General features: G+C 66.2%; 19 protein-coding genes. 11 read left to right on the forward strand and 8 right to left on the reverse strand.

The annotated features are described in order from the left end of the window. Positions 1 to 2: 2 nt before the first annotated feature. Entirely contained in the window at positions 3 to 1,160 is a 1,158-nt protein-coding gene (locus tag EAO80_RS12895; RefSeq protein ID WP_122090293.1) for an amidohydrolase, read from the reverse strand. Positions 1,161 to 1,262: 102 nt separating this feature from the next. On the opposite strand from EAO80_RS12895, the gene EAO80_RS12900 reads away from it, so the two are divergent. Continuing rightward, on the forward strand, positions 1,263 to 2,630 hold the full coding sequence (locus EAO80_RS12900; protein ID WP_122090294.1) for an NAD(P)/FAD-dependent oxidoreductase: 1,368 nt from the start codon (positions 1,263 to 1,265) through the stop codon (positions 2,628 to 2,630). A 32-nt stretch (positions 2,631 to 2,662) separates the two neighbouring features. Here the strand turns inward: EAO80_RS12900 and EAO80_RS12905 are convergent, their stop codons facing one another. After that, entirely contained in the window at positions 2,663 to 3,910 is a 1,248-nt protein-coding gene (locus EAO80_RS12905) for a DUF7405 family protein (protein ID WP_122090295.1), read from the reverse strand. Between the two features lie 589 nt (positions 3,911 to 4,499). Here EAO80_RS12905 and EAO80_RS12910 point away from each other — a divergent pair. From EAO80_RS12910 to EAO80_RS12925, 5 genes are all read left to right on the forward strand, one after another. After that, positions 4,500 to 5,435: an alpha/beta hydrolase gene (locus EAO80_RS12910; RefSeq protein WP_122090296.1), complete on the forward strand. Its 936-nt coding sequence runs from the start codon at positions 4,500 to 4,502 to the stop codon at positions 5,433 to 5,435. A gap of 60 nt (positions 5,436 to 5,495) precedes the next feature. Beyond that, the gene (locus EAO80_RS19785; protein WP_162993996.1) at positions 5,496 to 5,660 is read left to right on the forward strand and encodes a hypothetical protein; all 165 of its coding nucleotides are present in this window, start codon (positions 5,496 to 5,498) and stop codon (positions 5,658 to 5,660) included. Between the two features lie 42 nt (positions 5,661 to 5,702). After that, entirely contained in the window at positions 5,703 to 7,016 is a 1,314-nt protein-coding gene (hisD, locus tag EAO80_RS12915; RefSeq protein WP_122090297.1) for a histidinol dehydrogenase, read from the forward strand. 152 nt (positions 7,017 to 7,168) lie between these two features. Next, positions 7,169 to 7,528, forward strand: a complete 360-nt coding sequence (locus EAO80_RS12920) for an SHOCT domain-containing protein (RefSeq protein WP_122090298.1) — start codon at positions 7,169 to 7,171, stop codon at positions 7,526 to 7,528. A gap of 47 nt (positions 7,529 to 7,575) precedes the next feature. Next, a complete protein-coding gene (locus tag EAO80_RS12925) occupies positions 7,576 to 7,938 on the forward strand; it encodes a HesB/IscA family protein (protein WP_122090299.1) in 363 nt (120 codons plus the stop codon). 212 nt (positions 7,939 to 8,150) lie between these two features. Here the strand turns inward: EAO80_RS12925 and EAO80_RS12930 are convergent, their stop codons facing one another. The 5 genes from EAO80_RS12930 to EAO80_RS12950 all read right to left on the reverse strand — a co-directional run bounded on the left by EAO80_RS12930 (position 8,151) and on the right by EAO80_RS12950 (position 11,683). Next, the gene (locus EAO80_RS12930; RefSeq protein ID WP_122090300.1) at positions 8,151 to 8,351 is read right to left on the reverse strand and encodes a dodecin; all 201 of its coding nucleotides are present in this window, start codon (positions 8,349 to 8,351) and stop codon (positions 8,151 to 8,153) included. A 77-nt stretch (positions 8,352 to 8,428) separates the two neighbouring features. Continuing rightward, positions 8,429 to 9,271 (reverse strand): phosphatase PAP2 family protein, encoded by an 843-nt coding sequence (locus tag EAO80_RS12935; RefSeq protein WP_122090301.1) that lies wholly within the window; start codon positions 9,269 to 9,271, stop codon positions 8,429 to 8,431. Positions 9,272 to 9,280: 9 nt separating this feature from the next. Further along, positions 9,281 to 11,047 carry an ABC transporter substrate-binding protein gene (locus tag EAO80_RS12940; protein ID WP_122090302.1) on the reverse strand — a complete coding sequence of 589 codons (1,767 nt, stop codon included), beginning with the start codon at positions 11,045 to 11,047 and terminating at the stop codon, positions 9,281 to 9,283. Between the two features lie 46 nt (positions 11,048 to 11,093). Next, entirely contained in the window at positions 11,094 to 11,405 is a 312-nt protein-coding gene (locus tag EAO80_RS12945; protein WP_122090303.1) for a DUF7116 family protein, read from the reverse strand. Positions 11,406 to 11,446: 41 nt separating this feature from the next. After that, positions 11,447 to 11,683: a DUF5816 domain-containing protein gene (locus tag EAO80_RS12950; protein ID WP_122090304.1), complete on the reverse strand. Its 237-nt coding sequence runs from the start codon at positions 11,681 to 11,683 to the stop codon at positions 11,447 to 11,449. A 177-nt stretch (positions 11,684 to 11,860) separates the two neighbouring features. On the opposite strand from EAO80_RS12950, the gene EAO80_RS12955 reads away from it, so the two are divergent. The 3 genes from EAO80_RS12955 to EAO80_RS12965 are packed head-to-tail and all read left to right on the forward strand — an operon-like array spanning position 11,861 to position 14,754. Continuing rightward, entirely contained in the window at positions 11,861 to 12,919 is a 1,059-nt protein-coding gene (locus tag EAO80_RS12955) for a polysaccharide deacetylase family protein (protein WP_122090305.1), read from the forward strand. Positions 12,920 to 12,964: 45 nt separating this feature from the next. Further along, the gene (locus EAO80_RS12960) at positions 12,965 to 14,326 is read left to right on the forward strand and encodes a bifunctional metallophosphatase/5'-nucleotidase (protein ID WP_122090306.1); all 1,362 of its coding nucleotides are present in this window, start codon (positions 12,965 to 12,967) and stop codon (positions 14,324 to 14,326) included. Between the two features lie 26 nt (positions 14,327 to 14,352). Then, positions 14,353 to 14,754, forward strand: a complete 402-nt coding sequence (locus EAO80_RS12965; protein ID WP_122090307.1) for a universal stress protein — start codon at positions 14,353 to 14,355, stop codon at positions 14,752 to 14,754. Here EAO80_RS12965 and EAO80_RS12970 read toward each other — a convergent pair. Continuing rightward, positions 14,738 to 15,685, reverse strand: a complete 948-nt coding sequence (locus tag EAO80_RS12970; RefSeq protein WP_122090308.1) for a mechanosensitive ion channel family protein — start codon at positions 15,683 to 15,685, stop codon at positions 14,738 to 14,740. The genes EAO80_RS12965 and EAO80_RS12970 overlap by 17 nt on opposite strands. Before the next feature lie 87 nt (positions 15,686 to 15,772). Between EAO80_RS12970 and EAO80_RS12975 the strand changes: the two genes are divergently transcribed. Next, positions 15,773 to 16,519: a proteasome assembly chaperone family protein gene (locus EAO80_RS12975; RefSeq protein WP_122090309.1), complete on the forward strand. Its 747-nt coding sequence runs from the start codon at positions 15,773 to 15,775 to the stop codon at positions 16,517 to 16,519. 67 nt (positions 16,520 to 16,586) lie between these two features. Continuing rightward, positions 16,587 to 16,793 (forward strand): helix-turn-helix domain-containing protein (locus EAO80_RS12980; RefSeq protein ID WP_162993997.1); only part of this gene is annotated, 207 nt, incomplete at its 3' end.

Genomic DNA, 16,793 nt, shown 5'->3' on the forward strand with positions numbered 1-16,793 from the left:
ACTTAGTTCTCCCCGATGGGCTCGCCGTCGACGAACACCCGATCGGGGCTCGTCGCGATCTCGAAGGGCTCGCCGTCCCAGATCACGAGGTCCGCGTCGGTTCCCTGTTCAAGGGTACCGACCCGGTCGCTGATCCCGAGGATCTCGGCGGGGTTTCTCGTCACGGTCGCGAGCGCTGCCTCCTCGGGCAGTCCCTCGCGCATCGCGAGGCCTACACAGACGTCGAGGTGTTTCTGTGGGAGGACGGGCGCGTCGGTCTGGATCGCGACCTTCACGCCGGCCTTGTGGAGAATACCGGGGGTTTCGAAGGTGATGTTCGAGAGTTCGTACTTCGCGCCGCTGTAGAGGCTCGGGCCGACGACGGCGGGCACGCCCCGCTTTGCGAACTCCTCGGCGATCAGGTGCCCCTCGGTCGCGTGCTCGATCGAGAGCTCCTCGATGCCGAACTCCTCGACGATTCGAAAGACGGTCATGATGTCGTCGGCGCGGTGGGCGTGGACTCGCAGAGGCAGGTCGTCCTCGATGACTCGCGAGAGGTTATCCATACCGAGATCCCGCTCGAAGGGCTCGTCGTTTTCGTGGACAGCGTCCCTACGTTCGAGGTAGTCCTCGGCGTTCATTAGTGCCTGTCTGAGCGTCGCCGCAACGCCGGACCGGGTGACCGGCGCGCGATCACGGTCCTTACCGTGGACACGTTTCGGGTTCTCGCCGAAGGCGGCCTTCATGCCGTCCTCGCGAATGAGCATCGAGTCGGCGGTCTCTCCATGAGTTTTCATCGAGCAGATGATGCCACCCACTACGTTCGCGCTTCCCATGCGCGCGCTGACGGTCGTCACGCCGCCACGACAGGCGTGATGGAGCTCCTCGTCGCCGGGGTGAAAGCCGTCCAGAACGTTGACCTCGGGGGTCACGGGATCCGAGACCTCGTTGTGGTCCGCGTCCTCGGGCTCGCCCCACTCGCTGACGCCGGCGTGGCTGTGGGCGTCGACCAGCCCGGGCGTCACCGGCTTTCCGCCGGCGTCGATCTCCGTCGTCCCCTCGGGAATCTCGATGTCAGTTCCGACAGCCGTGATCTCGCCCTCCTCGACGAGCACGGTCCCGCTCTCGATGGTTCCCGCCTCAGAGAGGGTTCGAACGTTCCCGTTGGTGATCGCGTACATGGTACCTCCTTCGGGGAGTCCGCGATCAATATTTCGGTTCGAAGTACGTTCTCGACTCGTCCGCTTCAGGGGGTTTAAGAGAGTGCGAAAGCCCGTTTGAGTATGGAGCGCGTTGACGTTGCGATAGTCGGCGGCGGCCCCGGCGGGATGTCCGCCGCCGAAGAGGCCGTAAAGCGCGATGCGCGAACCCTCGTCGTCGAGAAGGGCGTTCCGCGCGCGGACCGCGCCGAGTTGGGTCCCGACTCGACGGACGCCGCGGGGATGCTCGATTACTGGGTCGACCTCATGGAGATCCCCTTCGAGGAGATCCCCGACGAGATCGTCCTGCGCGAACTCGAGGGAACCGAGTTCGTCGGCCCCACGGAACGCTGTACGATGTACTCGACGGGGATCGACTCCTCGTATCCGAAGTTCGGATTCACCTTCGACCGGCCCCGAATGGACGACTGGCTGCGCGAGCGCGCGGAGGACGCGGGCGCCGAATACCGCGTCGGCACCGCAGTGAAGAACGTCGAGAGCGACCTCTCCTCGGGTCATACCCACCACCTGACGCTGGGCGACGGCACCGAGGTCGAGGCCGAGCACCTCGTGCTCGCGGACGGCCCCCAGCGAAACGTCACCATTCCGGTTCTCGACCAGTTCGTTTCTGGGGGATCGATGGGCGATCACATGGGCACGCACGCAAACCACATCGCCTATCAGGAACACCGCCGATTTCCCGAGGAGCTGTTCGACGAGGGGTTGCTGAAGTTCTGGTGGGGCCACATCCCGGGTCGTACCGCCTACCCGTGGGTGTTTCCCAACGACGGCACCGTCGCCCGCGTCGGCCTGACGATGCCCATCGGGATGAGTCTGGAAGAGGTCGAGAACCCCGAGGACTACCCGCTGCTCGAACCGGACGACGAGCGCCTGCCCGCCGGACGGGAGTACCTTCGGCGATTGCTCGAACAAGAGTACGGCGACCGCTACGACGTCGAGGAGGACTTCCCGCTCGTCGAGGACCGGGGAAAACGCGGCGGCACCGAGGCCTACCCGATCTCCTCGACCCGGCCGATCGACTCGCCCACCAAGGCGGGGATCGCCGTCGTCGGCGGGGCGATGGGGACGACCTCGGCGTTCCACGAGGGGGGCTATCACCTCGCGGTTCGCTCGGGGAAGATCGCGGGTCGACTCGCCGCGATCGGCGATCTGGGGAGCTACAACGACACGTGGAAGGGCCGGATCGGCGAGGAGATCCTGCGCAACGTCTCGATGGCCGAGATGGTCAAAGGGTACACGCCCGCCGACTGGGACCGGACCTTCCGGGTCGCCGGCCGGATGCTCGCAGACAGCGGGGGGTACGACATGTTTCACCGGAAGTTCGGTGCCGGGCTCGGTGCGACCAGACTCCTCCTGGAGTACCGGAAGGCCCGCTTCGGGTTCCGCGACGGACGGTACGTCCAGTTTCACGAGTCCGAGTACACACTATGACTCACGGGAGTAGCGTCGGTTCCCCTCCGTTCTCACGGCACGGGAAAGGCCCGCAACTCGCGCGGCGGGAGGAGGTAGTTGCCGCGGCGGCGGACGGTGAGGTACTGGAGGATCCCGTTGTTGGTGATCGATCCGACCGCGGTTTCCTCGGCGACGTTCGCACCCGTCATCGCCTCGCGAACCCGGACGAACTCGTCGATGTCCCGCTGGAGCGAGAGGAAGTGTAGGCCGGGACGGTCGTCGTCGGTGGTGTTGAAATCGCGGCGAAGGAGGAGCGGCTCGCCGTCATCACGGGCACGGGCGGCCTTCTGAGCGTGGCCGATCACGCCGTACTCGCGGGCGTCCTCGGCGGTATTCGCGATACGCTCCGCGGTGAGCCCGTTCGACTCGTCCAGTTTCTCGCCGTACTCGCCGACGCGATCCTCCTCGGCATGCCGGTAGCTGAACAGCTTTGCGACCCGCTGGAACTGTGAGTCCTGTCCGTACCACTGCTGAAGGTCGATCGCGAGCGACTCGACGTGTCGGGTGGTGCCCCCGGCGAACGGCCCCTCCTCGATCGTCACGCGGTCCTCGGTGGCTTGGCTCTCCTCGAACCCCGATCGAAACCCCATGAAGAAGGGCGCCTCCTCGTGGATCGGTTCGGAATCGGGCACGCCCGGCGTGTCCTGATGTTCGGCGGGCAGTCCGGGTCCGACGAAGCCGGTGAGGCGCTCGCGGTCGTCGATGAGGTCACCGATGTTCGCCTCCACCTCGATTCCGTTTACCGTCTCGACCTCGCCCAAGAGCGCCTCTTCGGCGGCGAGCACCGCCCGGGAGTGGTCGCTCGCGAGGTGGACTTGGAGATCGCCGTCCTCGAAGTCGGGCTGCTCGAACTCGGTGAGCGCTTCGGGGTCGGCCAATCCGTCCCAGCCGACCCGCTCGAAGTACGCGGGGGTGTAGCCGACCGTAACGAGCAGTCCCTCGTGGCTCCACTCGTAGGCGCGTTCGAGGGTTTCGAGCGCGCGCTCGAACCGTCCGCGGTCCTCCTCGGTCGGGTCGCGAGCGAGGGTGAGCGACAGGAGGACGTGGTGGCGCGCGGGGACGATGTTCTCGTTGTCGTCGCCCGACAGGACGGCGTTCCATGCGTGCTGGCGGTCGGGGACGGAGCCGGGATCGCCGGTCGGAATCTCGACGTTCGACTCCTCGTCGAGACAGGCCGAAAGAGCGGCGGTCCCGCCGACTGCGACGAGACCTTTCAGGTATTCGCGTCGCGAGAGCGCGCCTCGGTCGGGGAGGGTCATTCGGGGTCGGAGCTAGGGTTCCGACGGGCAAATACCCTGTCCTCGCGACTGCCCGGCGTCCAGTCGCAGGGCTTAATCGCTCCGGTTCCGTATGGTCGCGTGCACACCTCAAGTCCCCGGCGGAGTTGTCCCACTCGGGAGCGATGATCGCACGGCGAACCCGGGTGTGCGATATTCGCGCGGTCCCAACGGGACCGCGAAGCGCGAGGCGGCTCTGCCGCCGAGCGTGCGGTACGGTTTGCGGTTGCGGTTCACGAGGCTCCGTTGAGCGCCTCACACCCGCCGGCTGACGCCGGTTCGTTTCGTGGTTTCGAGGAAACCACGCTTTGCCCGGCGGTTTCACCGCCGAGGTATTCGGTCGCGCGTCAGTGCGACCCGCCTGGCACGAGGGTTTCCCGGTCGACACGGCACGCCGCCTTGGGATGAGACCGGTCGTTAGTGTTCCGGGCGATATTTTCGTCTGCAACGACCGGCGGATGTCGATCCGGTAGTGCTCTCAACGGGTTCGATCACCTGTCCGTGCGTTTCGGGCGCCATATCGCCGGCCGGAGCACAAGCGGTTTTGCGACCATCGCCCAAACCATCAGTAATGCAAGCTCGCGAGATCGACCCGCAGGCGAAATCGGCAGTCGAACGGCAGGACCGTTTTCCCCTCCCGCACAGCCGTCGCGGAGTGAAGCTCCTCCGGCTCGTCAGCCGGCCGGCAACGTGGATCGGGAACCGGAACCCGCCGCCGGTCGGTGCGACCGTCGAGCGAACGGTCCCCGGTCCCGCCGGCGAACTCGACGCCCGTCTCTACCTCCCGGACGGGGACGGACCGTTTCACACGGTCGTGTTCTTCCACGGCGGCGGCTTCGTCTTCGGGAGCATCGACACGCACGACTGGCTCTGTCGGCACCTCACGCGCGAAAGCGAGTGTGCAGTCCTCTCGGTCGATTACCGCCTCGCCCCCGAGCACCCGTTTCCCGCGGCCGTCGAGGACGCCTACGCCGCCCTCGAGTGGGCGGACGCGAACCCGGACGCCGTCCACGGGACCGGCTCCGTCGCACTTGCGGGCGATTCCGCCGGCGGGGCGCTCGCCGCCGTCGCCGCCCTGATGGCCGCCGAGCGCGACGGACCCGACGTCGCCCATCAGTCGCTTCTCTACCCCGGAGTCGGCGTCGAGGAGGGCCAGCGCTCGGTCAAGGACAACGCCGGTATCGTCCTCGACGAGGCAGACCTGCGGTGGTTCCGCGAGTGTTACTACGCGAGAGAGATCCACGAGCGCAACCCGTACGCCGACCCGACGAACGCCTGCGACGTCTCCGGGGTCGCCCCCGCGACGGTCGTCACCGCTGGGTTCGATCCGCTCCGTGACGGCGGGAAACGATACGCCGAACAGCTCGTTCACGACGGTGTCCCCACACGCTACAGGAACTACGAGGACATGGTCCACGGCTTCATGACGCTGCGGGAGGTCGACCGGGCCCGTGAGGCCATCGCGGACGTCGGCGACGACCTCCGGGACGCACTCGGAACGAACTGACCGAGCGCGGCCGGGCCACCGGTTCACTCATGAACGACCGGCACGTACGCTGGGGTAACCATGGCCGACCGACTCGGACCAAACATGGAGGACGTCCGCGGGATCGTCGAGGAGTTCTTCTACGACGACGGGATGCTCGGGACGGTGCTCGCGTTCGCGCTCGTGTTCGGCATGGCGGCGCTGGTAGTTCTATCGATGGTTCTGCTCGCCGGATTGCTCGCGTAACGCGATGGAAACTGCTTTTCGCCTCACGGTCGAAGGGCGGGTATGAACGTCCAGTCCATCGCCGATCTCGGTCCGGCGCGTCGCCGAGCGCTGTTCGAGCGCGACGCCGGTATCGAGGCGGTTCGAACCGACGTCCGTGAGATCGTCGAGCGCGTCCACGAGGAGGGCGACGTCGCGGTTCGCGAGTTCTGCCGGAAGTTCGACGACGTCGACGTGGGTAACCTCGAGATCACCGACGCCACGGAGCGCGCCTACGGGGAAATCGACGAGCGAACCCGCGAGGCGATCGAGACCGCCGCCGGGAACGTTCGAGAGTTTCACGAGCGCCAACTCCCCGAAGACTGGCGCGAGGAGTTCGGTGAGGGCCGCGAGCTGGGACGGCGATTTCGCCCCCTCGAACGCGTCGGCGTCTACGTCCCCGGGGGTGCGGCGGCCTACCCCTCGAGCGCGCTGATGGGGGTGATCCCCGCGAAAGTGGCGGACGTCGAGACCGTCTGTGTCGCGACCCCGCCCGCCGAGGAGCTCAATCCCGTGACGCTGGCGGCGATCCACGCGGCGGGCGCCGACGAGGTCTACAGCGTCGGGGGCGCCCAGGCGATCGGGGCGCTCGCCTACGGGACGGAGTCGGTCACGCAGGTCCAGAAGGTCGTCGGGCCCGGGAACCGCTGGGTCACGGCCGCCAAGGCCGAAGTCCGGGGCGACTGCGAGATCGACTTTTTAGCAGGTCCGAGCGAGGTCCTCGTGCTCGCCGACGAAACGGCTGATCCGGGGTTCGTCGCGAGCGACCTGCTCGCACAGGCCGAACACGACGAGAACGCCTCGGTGGTCGCGGTCGCGACCGACGACGAGGTCGCGGAGACGATCGCACGCGAGGTCGACGAGCGAGCGGCCGACCGCGAGCGCGAGGGGACGATCCGCGCGGCGCTCGACGGCGACGCAAGCGGCGTCTTTGCGGCCCGGTCGATGAGCGAGGCGATCGCCTTCGCCGAGGCGTACGCCGCGGAACACCTCTCGATTCAGGCCGACGAGGACGTGTCGATCCTCGATCGGATCGACAGCGCGGGCAGCGTCTTCCTTGGCCCGTACACTCCGGTCGCGGCGGGCGACTACGCCAGTGGGACGAATCACGTCCTGCCGACCAACGGGCTTGCACGGCTGACCGGCGGGCTGTCGGTCGAACAGTTCCTCCGGGCGAGCACGGTCCAGCGCCTCTCGCCTGCGGGACTCGATTCGCTCTCCGATACGATCGATACCCTCGCGCGCGCGGAGGGATTTGAGGCCCACGCCGAGAGCGTCGCCGTCAGGCTGCGCGAGCGCCGTGAGGACGACGACGAACGACTCCGGGGCCGGGAGTGAGTCGTCAACCGTTCGAGGGTGGCGCTTCCGCCATCACACCGTTTACGATGGCCCAACAGGAAGCGGACTGCCGGTCCTGCTGACGGACGCCTCGGCCGACCGCGGGGGACGGCGGAAGCAAACGTTTTGTGCGGCGGGCGACAGCCGGTAGCATGGACGACGAGGACAGGGAGGGGTTGCTCATCCTCGGTATGATCCTCACGCTGTCGATCGTTCTTCCCTTGTTGATCCTCGAAGCGCCGTGGCTACTCGCGCTGGCGATGGTGCTCGTGGCGGGCTACTGGTGGCAGACGGGCACGAATCCGGTGACGGCGACGCTGGACGCGATTCGAGGCGAGCGCGAAGACGAGTCGCGGCCGGTCGCAGAGCCCGCCGACCCGCTCTCGGCGCTCCGGGAACGCTACGCACGCGGCGAGATCGGCGACGAGGAGTTCGAACGCCGACTCGACCGACTGCTCGCGACCGAACCCGAGGAACTGCATCGCGAACGCGAGCGTGAGTACGAACGGTAGTGTGAATCGGCGTCACAGTTAACCGCCTCGGCGATAGACGATAGGACATGAGCACCGAGACCGCGAGTACCACGGATCCGGAGATCCAGGTTTCCCCGACCGCCGCCGAGCAGGCCATCGACTTACTCGAGGGCGAGGGACTGGACACCGACATCGCGGGCCTGCGCCTGTTCGTCCAGCAGGGCGGCTGTGCGGGCCTCTCCTATGGGATGCGCTTCGACGACGAGCCCGAGGACGACGACACCGTCTACGAGCACCACGACCTGCGGGTGTTCGTCGATCCGGCGAGCATGCGCTACATCGAGGGCAGCGAGCTGGACTTCGAGGGCGGCCTGCAGGGTGCGGGCTTCCACGTCGAGAACCCAAACGTCGTCAGCGAATGTGGCTGCGGGGAGTCCTTCCGTACGTAACGAGAGCCACCGCGAGATCCGCGGGAACGCAGTTCCCGCGGGATCCCAGAGCCCTCCGATTTTCGAAGACAGTCAGAACCGTATCGTAGGCGCTCGATCAATCTCGTTTTTGAGTGAACCAGTCGTTCCCCGTTCGCTTCGCGGCCAGCGGCCGCGAAGCGAGGACACCGCTGGCAGTACTGTCCCGTGAAAGCGCGTTCCGAAAACGGGTCTCAGTCCTCGACTTCGAAGGCGACCTCCATCGTCGCCTGGTACTCGGGTTCGTCGACGTTCTTGAGTTCGACGCCGAGCTCCTCGACCTCCGCCCAGTAGACGTTCTCGAGGGTGTTCTGGGCGCGCGCGATCGCGTCGTCGGCGGCGTCGTCGAAGCTCTCGGTGCTCGTCCCGATCAGCGTGACCTTTTTGAATACCATCGCACCGTCCCCTTCCCCTGCTACCCACTTAACTCCCGGGCCGGGCGGTATCGCCCGACGGCGCGGAAGCGAGGCGATCAGAGCCGTGACCGGAACGCTCCGGTGATCCGCGGCGCCGCGCGCGTCGCGAAGTCGCGCCAGCGATCCGCGCCGCGCACGCCGAGCCAGTAGCTCAGCACCGCGAGCCCGGTTCCGGCGGTCACGTCGGTCAGCCAGTGGATCCCCAGGTACATCGTCGAGAGTACGATGCTGACGGCGACGACGGCCGCGATCGCGAGCCAGCGTGGATACGCGTCGCGGGTTCGCCACGCGAAAAGCAGGACCGTCATCGAAAGGGAGGTGTGAAGCGAGGGGAAGACGTTCGTGTTCGTGTTGACGGCGCTGGTCAACAGGCGCGAGGAGGGATAGACGTTGTACATGAGCTGCTGGGCGACGTCGAGGTTTCGCGGCCCGTAGGCGACGAACAGCAGGTAACAGACCAGGCCGATCGCGTAGTTCGCAGTGTAGGCGATCGTGATCTCGTGTAGCGGTCGCTGTTCGGAGAGCGCGAGGTACGCGAGCAGTGGGAAGACGAGCAGGAAGACGTAGCCGTAGACGTAGATCGCCGAGAAGTATATCGTCAGTTCGGCGGTCTGGAACGTCTGGATCCACGCGACGAAGTCCCCCTCGAGCCGGTAGATCCGGTCGGTGATCTGGAACCCGAACAGCCACGAGAGCTGCTGGGCGGCTCGACGGGTGAGGCTGTTCACGATCAGGACGGCGATCAACAGCGCGAGCCCCGGTGCGGCGAGCCCGAGGCGCGGTCGGAGATCGGCGACGAGTTCGCGAAGCTGCTGGCGGCTGATGCAGACGGCCGTCGTGAAGGCGAGCAGGAGGCTCACGACCGCCACGACGGACAGGAGGACCGTTGGAAGTGCCATTGAAGCGCCTCAGCGTACGACCAGTTCTCCGCTCTCGTTATATATATACCCTGCTTCACGGAACAGCTCGCGGGCCCGCTCCTCCTCGACGGCGCCGGTCCCGCTCACGCCGGCGAAACCGGCCTCGTGTCCGGCCTGCCACTCGCCGCTCGATCCGGCGGTGATGGGGCTGAACGCGGGTGTCGCGTATCCCTCGAAGGCGTCGGTCCGGAGGTACTCCCTGTCGAGCAGTCGCGATATCGCCTGTCTGAACCGGGGGTTCGAAAGCGGCGCGTTCCGCACGTCGAACCCGACGTGGTAGAACGCGCTCACGTCCTCGAACCCGAGTTCGATCTCGCTCGCCGAGCGCGCGCGCTCGATCTCGGTCGGCGTCAGCCCGCCCGCGCTCGCATCGAGCTGGCCGGCCTGAATCGCCTCGACGACGTTCGCCTGCGAGGGCGAGCAGGCGAACACGAGCCGTTCGTAGGGCGGGCCACCCGCGAAGGCGGACAGCGGGTCGTCCTCGGGCAGGTCGACGAGGAAGTGGTCGTCGTTACGAACGAACTCCAGGCGTGTGTTGGGCTCGACCGAGTCGAACCGGAGCGGTCCCGACCCTACCGGTTGCATGTTGTCGTGGACGACCGCCTCGGTGACGCCGTCGAAGTCGAAGCCCGCGATCGACGTGAGGTCGGTGCGTTCCTCCCAGACGTGTCTCGGGAGGACGGGGACCGTAAGCGCGTGGAGTCCGACCTCGGGTGCGGCGTCGATCTCGAACTCGATCGTTCGGTCGTCCGTCGCTTCGACTCGCTCGACGAGCGTGCTCTGGGACCGAAAGCAGGGGGCCGGAACCGACGGCTCTTCCTCGGTAGCGGTGGTATCCCACAACAGGCGGTAGGTGAACGCGACGTCGGCCGCACGCAACGGCTCGCCGTCGTGCCAGGCGAGGTCCTCGCGGAGGGTCACTCGGAGCCGGTCGTCGTCCCAGGACCACTCGCGTGCCAGCCACGGTTCGACGTCGGTTTCGATCCGGCGGCCGAGGGAATCGTACAACAACCCCACGACGACCCAGCGGTCGCGGAACTCGACAGCTAAGGGGTTTAGGTTCCGCGTGATCCGTCCGTTGGAGGTGCCTACATGGAGCGTTTCGGCGTCCCGATCCCCGATCGCGTCCGGGTTTTTCGCCCGGAGACCGAGGTACCCCAGCGGCGATTCGAGGGATCGATGCTCCCACCTGTCGTATCGGTCGGGACGAATCGCCCGTGGCTCTTCGGGGTAGGCGACGACCGAGAAGGGGGCCTCCGTTCGGAACGTCTCGACCAGCGAGTCGAGAATACGGGTTCGCGTACCGTCGGTCGCGTCGCGCTGGGAGTCGAGGAGGTCGTCTACGCCCGGAACGTTGACGTACCCGAAGGGGTTCTGCCAGCCGGGTTCCTCGCTGAAACGCGAGTGGAGCAGTTCGTACAACACGTCGGGGTCGCCGTACCCGGGGTGCTGGCCGACGTAGAGGTCGAACTCGCCGTTGAGGAGGACGTTTCGCCAGAGCCGTTCGGTGGTCACCGGCTGGAGGGAGACGTCGATTCCGGCGGTACCGAGGTTATCCGCTAGATGGCGGGCGATACGGACGGGAACGCTGTCCTCGTCGGCGGGGACGCTCGCGATCGAGAGCGAGATCTGATCGGGCGTGTCGCGGTCGACCGAGGCCTGAAAGCGGTTGAGACAGCCGGCGCTTCCGGTGAGTACGCCGGCCGCTCCGGCAAGCACGGTTCGGCGATCGGTTAGGCTTCCCGGTACACTCACAATACGGCCAGTACGACACTCGGACCTATCAACGTTCCGTCGTGCCTCAGGCGGTCATCGAAGGGGCGTGAACGACGTCATAGTCGTCCGAATCGTCGACGGAGATCACCGCCCACTCGTAATCGGGCTTGAGGTCCGAGAGCCGCCGGACGAGCGCTTCGGCGCTCTCCCGATAGGTGACGAAACAGCGAAGCGATCCCGAATTCGGGATCGTCTCCTCGGCTGCAGTCGCGGTTACGTGTACGACCTTCCACTCGCGTTCGGCGCGGAACTCGGTGCCGTCTCCCGAGAGGGTGTAACCGAGTTCGTTGAAGATCGACCGGGCCTGCTCGATGGGTGGTATGCTAACAGGTCCCATTCAGTAATCACTATGCCGACCACACACATAAAGCTTCACCCTCATTCGTGGGCCGCGTCCCACTCGGTGGGCTTTCGCTGGTTGGGACAGTCGTTACAGACGATCCGTCCCATGGTATCCATCGCGGTGTTCGAACTCTCACAGTTCCCGCAGAGATAGCCCCAGCGGTGCTCCCGGTCCGGCGTTCGGTAGAGGACGTAAAACGGACCGTCCGAACCCCGTTCGGCCTCGTCGCGCGCGACGTAAACCGGTCCGTCGCCCGTCGCCAGTCGTTCCATGCCCCTGATCAGTCCGCGACCGGTATGAGGGTTACCCTAAACGGACTCTCCGCGGGCTACGGTCGCCACCGGACGCAATCAGCTGCCCGAAACCAGCGAACAGATGGAGTATTCTTCCCGTCACGTCATCTGTTTAATGGGTTCACAATAATGATAGGTAACGCACATATCCGAGGTATGACTGAACCATCCCGCCGTGCGTTTCTCGCGACCGGCGCCGTCATCGCGACCGGTTTCGCGGGCTGTCTCGGGAGTTCCGATCAGGAAGACGACCCACCCGAAAACGACACCGAGACGGACACCGACGAGAACGAGACGCCCCCGAACGAGGAGTTGGAGGTACGGGAACCTCTCGAACCGCCGGAGGGCGGTGCGGTCGTTTTCGTCTACGACGACGGCCCCATGGAGGATTACACGCAGGCGCTGCCCGCCCATCAGGCGTTCGATGCGCCCGCGACAGTAGGGATCGTCAGCTCATGGGTCGGCCGCGATGATTACCAGAACAACGGCTGTATGGACGTCACCCATCTCGAGGAGCTCGTCGATGCCGGCTGGGAGATCGCCTCCCACACGATCGAACACACCCCGGTTGGCACGCTCGCGCTCGTCGAGGACGCGGAACCGAGCGATGAACGGGTATATCCCAAGGAGATCCGCCATGGGTATAACCGCGGCAAGACCGTCGAACTGACAGACGGCACGCAGTCGATTCGCCGGGTCGTCACCGATTACGGCAGCGACGGGGTCGGTAGATATATCGAACTCGACGAGCCGCTCGGGGAGGCGTGTGCGGCCGGCGACACCGTCGTACGGTACCCCGAAGAGGCCATCGAGGAGATGTTCAGGGGGTCAAAGCGCGAGCTCGAGGCCATGGGATTCGAGATCAGTACCTTCCTCGCGCCGTACGACAACTTCGACGACTACTCGCGGGAGTTCGCTCCGGAGTACTACGATGGGATCGCGAACGCCGACCACGGTTCGCGGATCAACGACCGCGAGGAGTTCGATCCCTTCCGGACGAAACGGGACTACTTCATCGAGTTCACTGACTCCGACAGCGTGAAAGCCGACCTCGACGAGATCGCCGACAGGGGCGCACTCGGCATACTCGGCGCCCACACGTTCAAAGAGGAGGTCTCCGAAGAGCGGATCGGCGAAACCCTTGGCTGGATCGACGAACGTGGTATCGAGGTGCTGACGCTCCGTGAGGCGATCGAACTGTACGCGAACGCGTGATCGGGACCGGAGCGATTATCTTCGGCCTCGCGGTACGGCCGGTGGATGGGTCCCCGAATCCTGCAGTACTCCGACGTCGAGAACGCCTACGACGAGCCGGACCGGATCGGCCGTCTCGCCGGCTTGATCGGGCAACTGCGCGACGAGCGAACGATCGTCGTCGGGACCGGTGACGACACTGCACCGGGGGTGCTCTCGCTGGTCACTGGCGGCCGACAGGCCCTGGATTTCTTCGACCGAATCGAACCGGACCTCGAAACGTTCGGCAACCACGACTTCGATCACGGGTACGCGGCGACGCGCGACGTGGTCCGGCGATCGCCCCAGACATGGGTGAGCGCGAACGTCTTTCACGAGGGCGAGCGCTTCGGAAACGCGGCGGGCGTCGTTCCGACGGCGGTCGTCGAACGTGCAGGGGTTCGCGTCGGATTTTTCGGTGTGCTCGACCCGGCGACCCCTTCGATCAACCCGAAGGCGAGCGATCTGGTCCTCGAGGACCCGATCGAGGTCGCCGAACGGGCGGTCACCGCACTCCACAGCGAGGGCGTCGACCACGTGGTCGCGCTCTCACATCTCGGGGCCGGCGACGACACGCTGGCCCGCGCGGTCGACGTCGACGCGGTGTTGGGCGGGCACGTCCACGCCGAACGCCTCGACCGGGTCGACGGGACCCTCTGTACGCGCCCCGGCGCGAACGGAACGGCACTGATCGAGGTCGACCTCGGCGAGGAAGTGCGGGGAACGCGCCACCGTACCGAGACGGGGCCGCGCGACGAGGCGGTCGCGGCGACGCTTCGCGAGCGGATGCGTCGGGCGGGGCTCGACGAAGTGGTCGGCGTGGTCGACGAACCGATCGAGCGTACGGAGGAGGTCACTGTCAGTGGGGAGTGTCGGATCGGCAACTGGGTCGCCGACGCCTACCGCTGGGCCGCAGACACCGACGTCGCGCTTCACAACGCCGGCGGGATCCGCTCGGGGCCGCCCTTGGCGGGTGAGGTGACGCTGGCCGACTGCATCGGCGTCGTCCCGTTCGACGGCCCCCTGACGGTCGGGTCGGTGACCGGCGCGGAGTTGAAGACGCTGCTCTCGCAGGCGATCGACGCCGACGTGGGGTTCGGCGAGCCCGACTGGTGGCACGCCCACGTCAGCGGTCTGCGTGTCGCCCTCGACGGCAGCCGGGTCGAATCGGTGCGAGTCGATGGTGCTCCAGTCGACCCCGACGCGGAGTACTCGATCGCGGCGAGCCGATACCTCTTCGAGACCGACCACGAGTTCCCCGCGCTGACGACGGCCCACAGGCGAGGGACGATCGACGTCCAGTACGAGGTGCTTGCGGAGTACGCCCGTCGGGTCGGTATCGGTCCCACACTAGACGGACGCCTCCAGCGATCAAAAGGGAAAACTTGACACCGACTCGACGGTGATTCACTCGTGTGACTCGCGTCATCGTTCCCGTTCGGTACCCGCTTACGACCCGTTCGAAGCGCACCTTCGAGCGGGCGATGCGGGTCGCCGAGGACGACGACGCGGACCTGACCGTCCTGCACGTCAACCTCTATCAGAACGGCCACCCGATCACGCGCACGGACCTCAAACGCGTCGTCGAATCGGAGTTCGGACGGCTCCCGAACGTGCGGTACGTCGTCCGGTCGGGGTTCCTCGTCGAGGAGACGATCCTCGACGAGATCGCCGCCGAGGACGCCGATATCGTCGTCATCGGGCACCGACAGGCCTCGCGTTGGAAGCGCCTGATCGGGCGTCTCACACGCGATCCCGACATCGAGACGTTTCTGAAAAACCGCCTCGACTGCACCGTGATCACGGTCGGCGACTGACGTCCGGGTCGGTATCGTCCGTTCTGTTGACTGCCACGTCCATCTCGCCGCTGGTCTCGTCGAAGACGACGTGCGTGTGCGGATACGGGATCTCGACGTCCGCGTCCTTTAGTTCCTCCCAGATGCGCTCTTGGATCTCCGATTGGACCTTCCCGGTGTAGTACGGCGTGCGAACCCAGTAGCGGAGACTGACCGCGACGCCGTGGTCTCCGTACTCGCGGATCTGGCAGGTCGGGCGGGCGGGGTAGCGCGCGTTGCCCACGCGGATGGTCGGCCCGCCGGCGATGACGCCGTCGGTCTGCCGGGCGGCCCGAACCGCGAGCCGGCGGGCCTCCGCGAGGTCGCCCTCGTAGGTGACGCTCATATCGATCGTCATCCGGGTCCGTTCGTCCTCGGCGGTGTAGTTGATCACGTCCCGCTCCCTGATGGTGTTGTTCGGGATCACCAGCACGGAGTTGTCCTCGGTAAGGAGTTTCGTGTAGCGAAGCGTGATGTCCTCGATGAACCCCCGCTGTTGGGCGTCGACGATCTCGACCATGTCGCCGATCTCGTAGGGCTGGTCGGCCAGCACGAACAGCCCGCCGACGTAGTTACCGATGACGGGCGCGAGGATCACACCGATCACCGCCGAGAGGACGGTCACCGAGAGGAGGATATCGCTGAGGCCGATCCCCAACGGGAGGACGCCGGCGGCCACGACGGCCGAAAACAGGATGATTCCGAGCTTGATCGTCCGGAGGACGGTCCGCGAGAGGCTCTCGCGCTCGAAGCGCTGGGCGACCGGCCGGCCGAGCAGCCGGACGGCGATCCCCGAGACGTACCAGCCGATGGCGAGGATCGACCCCGCGATCAGGAGCTGTCCAGTCAGTGAGGTAACGAGCCACTGGAAGAACCCCTCGACGGTCTCGGCGATCGTCGGCCCGATCTCCATCGTCGGTAGTTCGTCGGGGCCGCGCCAAAGGGTTGTCGTCTGACGAACGCCACCAACGGCTAAGGGTACGACCGTCGTAGTTCGCCCATGGCTCCGAACCATGGCGACGCGTCGTTTCACGTCTCCCACGAAGCGGGAACCGAGACGGGACACACCCTGCTGGTCGGCCTCTCGCAGTTCGGGTTGGCAGGGCTGACCGCCGTCGATTACCTCACCACCCAGCTCGAACTCGAGGCGACCGGCCACATCACCGCCGAGGCGCTCCCCTCGATCACCCCCTTTACCGAAGGACGCCCGCGCCACCACACCCGGCTGTACTCGCGGGCCGATCTCGATTTCACCGTTCTCGTCGGCGAACTGTTCGTCCCCGTTCAGGCGGCCGATTCGTTCAGCAGGGCGATCCTCGAGTGGACCGAGGAGAACGCCGTCAGCGAGGTCGTCGTGCTCTCGGGAATCCCGATCGCCCACGGTCCGGAGGGCCACCGCACCTACTACATCGCCACCGAGGACTACTACGACGACCGCCTCGACGGCGCGGGGGTCGACGCGATGGGGATGGGCTTTCTCGACGGCGTCAACGCCAGCCTCGTCGAGCGCGGCATGACGACCGACCTCGGCGTCGGCGTGTTCGTCACGCCGGTCCACGCACAGGTCCCCGACGTGGAGGCCGCCCTGCGCTTGCTGTCGACGCTGAAGGAGGTCCACGACATCGCCCTCGACACCGGTCCGTTGGAGGAGTTCGCAAACGAGGTCAGAGAGCACTACGCACAGCTCTCCGAGCGCCTCGAAACCGCCGAAACCCACGAGCGGCCCGACGACCGGATGTTCATGTAACTGGGTTTCGAAACGGCGTGCTACTCGAATCCGGATACGTAATAACGCCCGGGCGAAAAGGCGAGGCATGGTCAGCCCCGATCTTCGCGCGACGCTCGAAGCCGTCGGCGAGCAGTTCAACCTCGGCGAGTACGAGATCGACGCCTACCTCACCGTGCTCGAACACGGCCAGCTCACCGCGAGCGAGATCGCCGATCGGACCGACATCCCCCAGCCGCGGGTCTACGACACGGTCCGCAGCCTCTCGGATCGCGGGCTGGTCGAACTGCGCGAG

Source organism: Halalkalicoccus subterraneus, assembly GCF_003697815.1.
GTDB classification, from domain to species: Archaea; Halobacteriota; Halobacteria; order Halobacteriales; family Halalkalicoccaceae; genus Halalkalicoccus; species Halalkalicoccus subterraneus.

What these genes read in the sequence shown, in the direction of transcription:
- EAO80_RS19785 (WP_162993996.1), top strand. Translation starts at nt 5,496, where the DNA reads ATGGCCGACCGACTCGGACCAAACATGGAGGACGTCCGCGGGATCGTC.
- EAO80_RS12930 (WP_122090300.1), bottom strand. Translation starts at nt 8,351, where the DNA reads ATGGTATTCAAAAAGGTCACGCTGATCGGGACGAGCACCGAGAGCTTC.
- EAO80_RS12905 (WP_122090295.1), bottom strand. Translation starts at nt 3,910, where the DNA reads ATGACCCTCCCCGACCGAGGCGCGCTCTCGCGACGCGAATACCTGAAA.
- EAO80_RS12950 (WP_122090304.1), bottom strand. Translation starts at nt 11,683, where the DNA reads ATGGAACGACTGGCGACGGGCGACGGACCGGTTTACGTCGCGCGCGAC.
- EAO80_RS12900 (WP_122090294.1), top strand. Translation starts at nt 1,263, where the DNA reads ATGGAGCGCGTTGACGTTGCGATAGTCGGCGGCGGCCCCGGCGGGATG.
- EAO80_RS12945 (WP_122090303.1), bottom strand. Translation starts at nt 11,405, where the DNA reads ATGGGACCTGTTAGCATACCACCCATCGAGCAGGCCCGGTCGATCTTC.
- EAO80_RS12970 (WP_122090308.1), bottom strand. Translation starts at nt 15,685, where the DNA reads ATGGAGATCGGGCCGACGATCGCCGAGACCGTCGAGGGGTTCTTCCAG.
- EAO80_RS12910 (WP_122090296.1), top strand. Translation starts at nt 4,500, where the DNA reads ATGCAAGCTCGCGAGATCGACCCGCAGGCGAAATCGGCAGTCGAACGG.
- hisD (WP_122090297.1), top strand. Translation starts at nt 5,703, where the DNA reads ATGAACGTCCAGTCCATCGCCGATCTCGGTCCGGCGCGTCGCCGAGCG.
- EAO80_RS12925 (WP_122090299.1), top strand. Translation starts at nt 7,576, where the DNA reads ATGAGCACCGAGACCGCGAGTACCACGGATCCGGAGATCCAGGTTTCC.
- EAO80_RS12920 (WP_122090298.1), top strand. Translation starts at nt 7,169, where the DNA reads ATGGACGACGAGGACAGGGAGGGGTTGCTCATCCTCGGTATGATCCTC.
- EAO80_RS12960 (WP_122090306.1), top strand. Translation starts at nt 12,965, where the DNA reads ATGGGTCCCCGAATCCTGCAGTACTCCGACGTCGAGAACGCCTACGAC.
- EAO80_RS12975 (WP_122090309.1), top strand. Translation starts at nt 15,773, where the DNA reads ATGGCTCCGAACCATGGCGACGCGTCGTTTCACGTCTCCCACGAAGCG.
- EAO80_RS12935 (WP_122090301.1), bottom strand. Translation starts at nt 9,271, where the DNA reads ATGGCACTTCCAACGGTCCTCCTGTCCGTCGTGGCGGTCGTGAGCCTC.
- EAO80_RS12955 (WP_122090305.1), top strand. Translation starts at nt 11,861, where the DNA reads ATGACTGAACCATCCCGCCGTGCGTTTCTCGCGACCGGCGCCGTCATC.
- EAO80_RS12895 (WP_122090293.1), bottom strand. Translation starts at nt 1,160, where the DNA reads ATGTACGCGATCACCAACGGGAACGTTCGAACCCTCTCTGAGGCGGGA.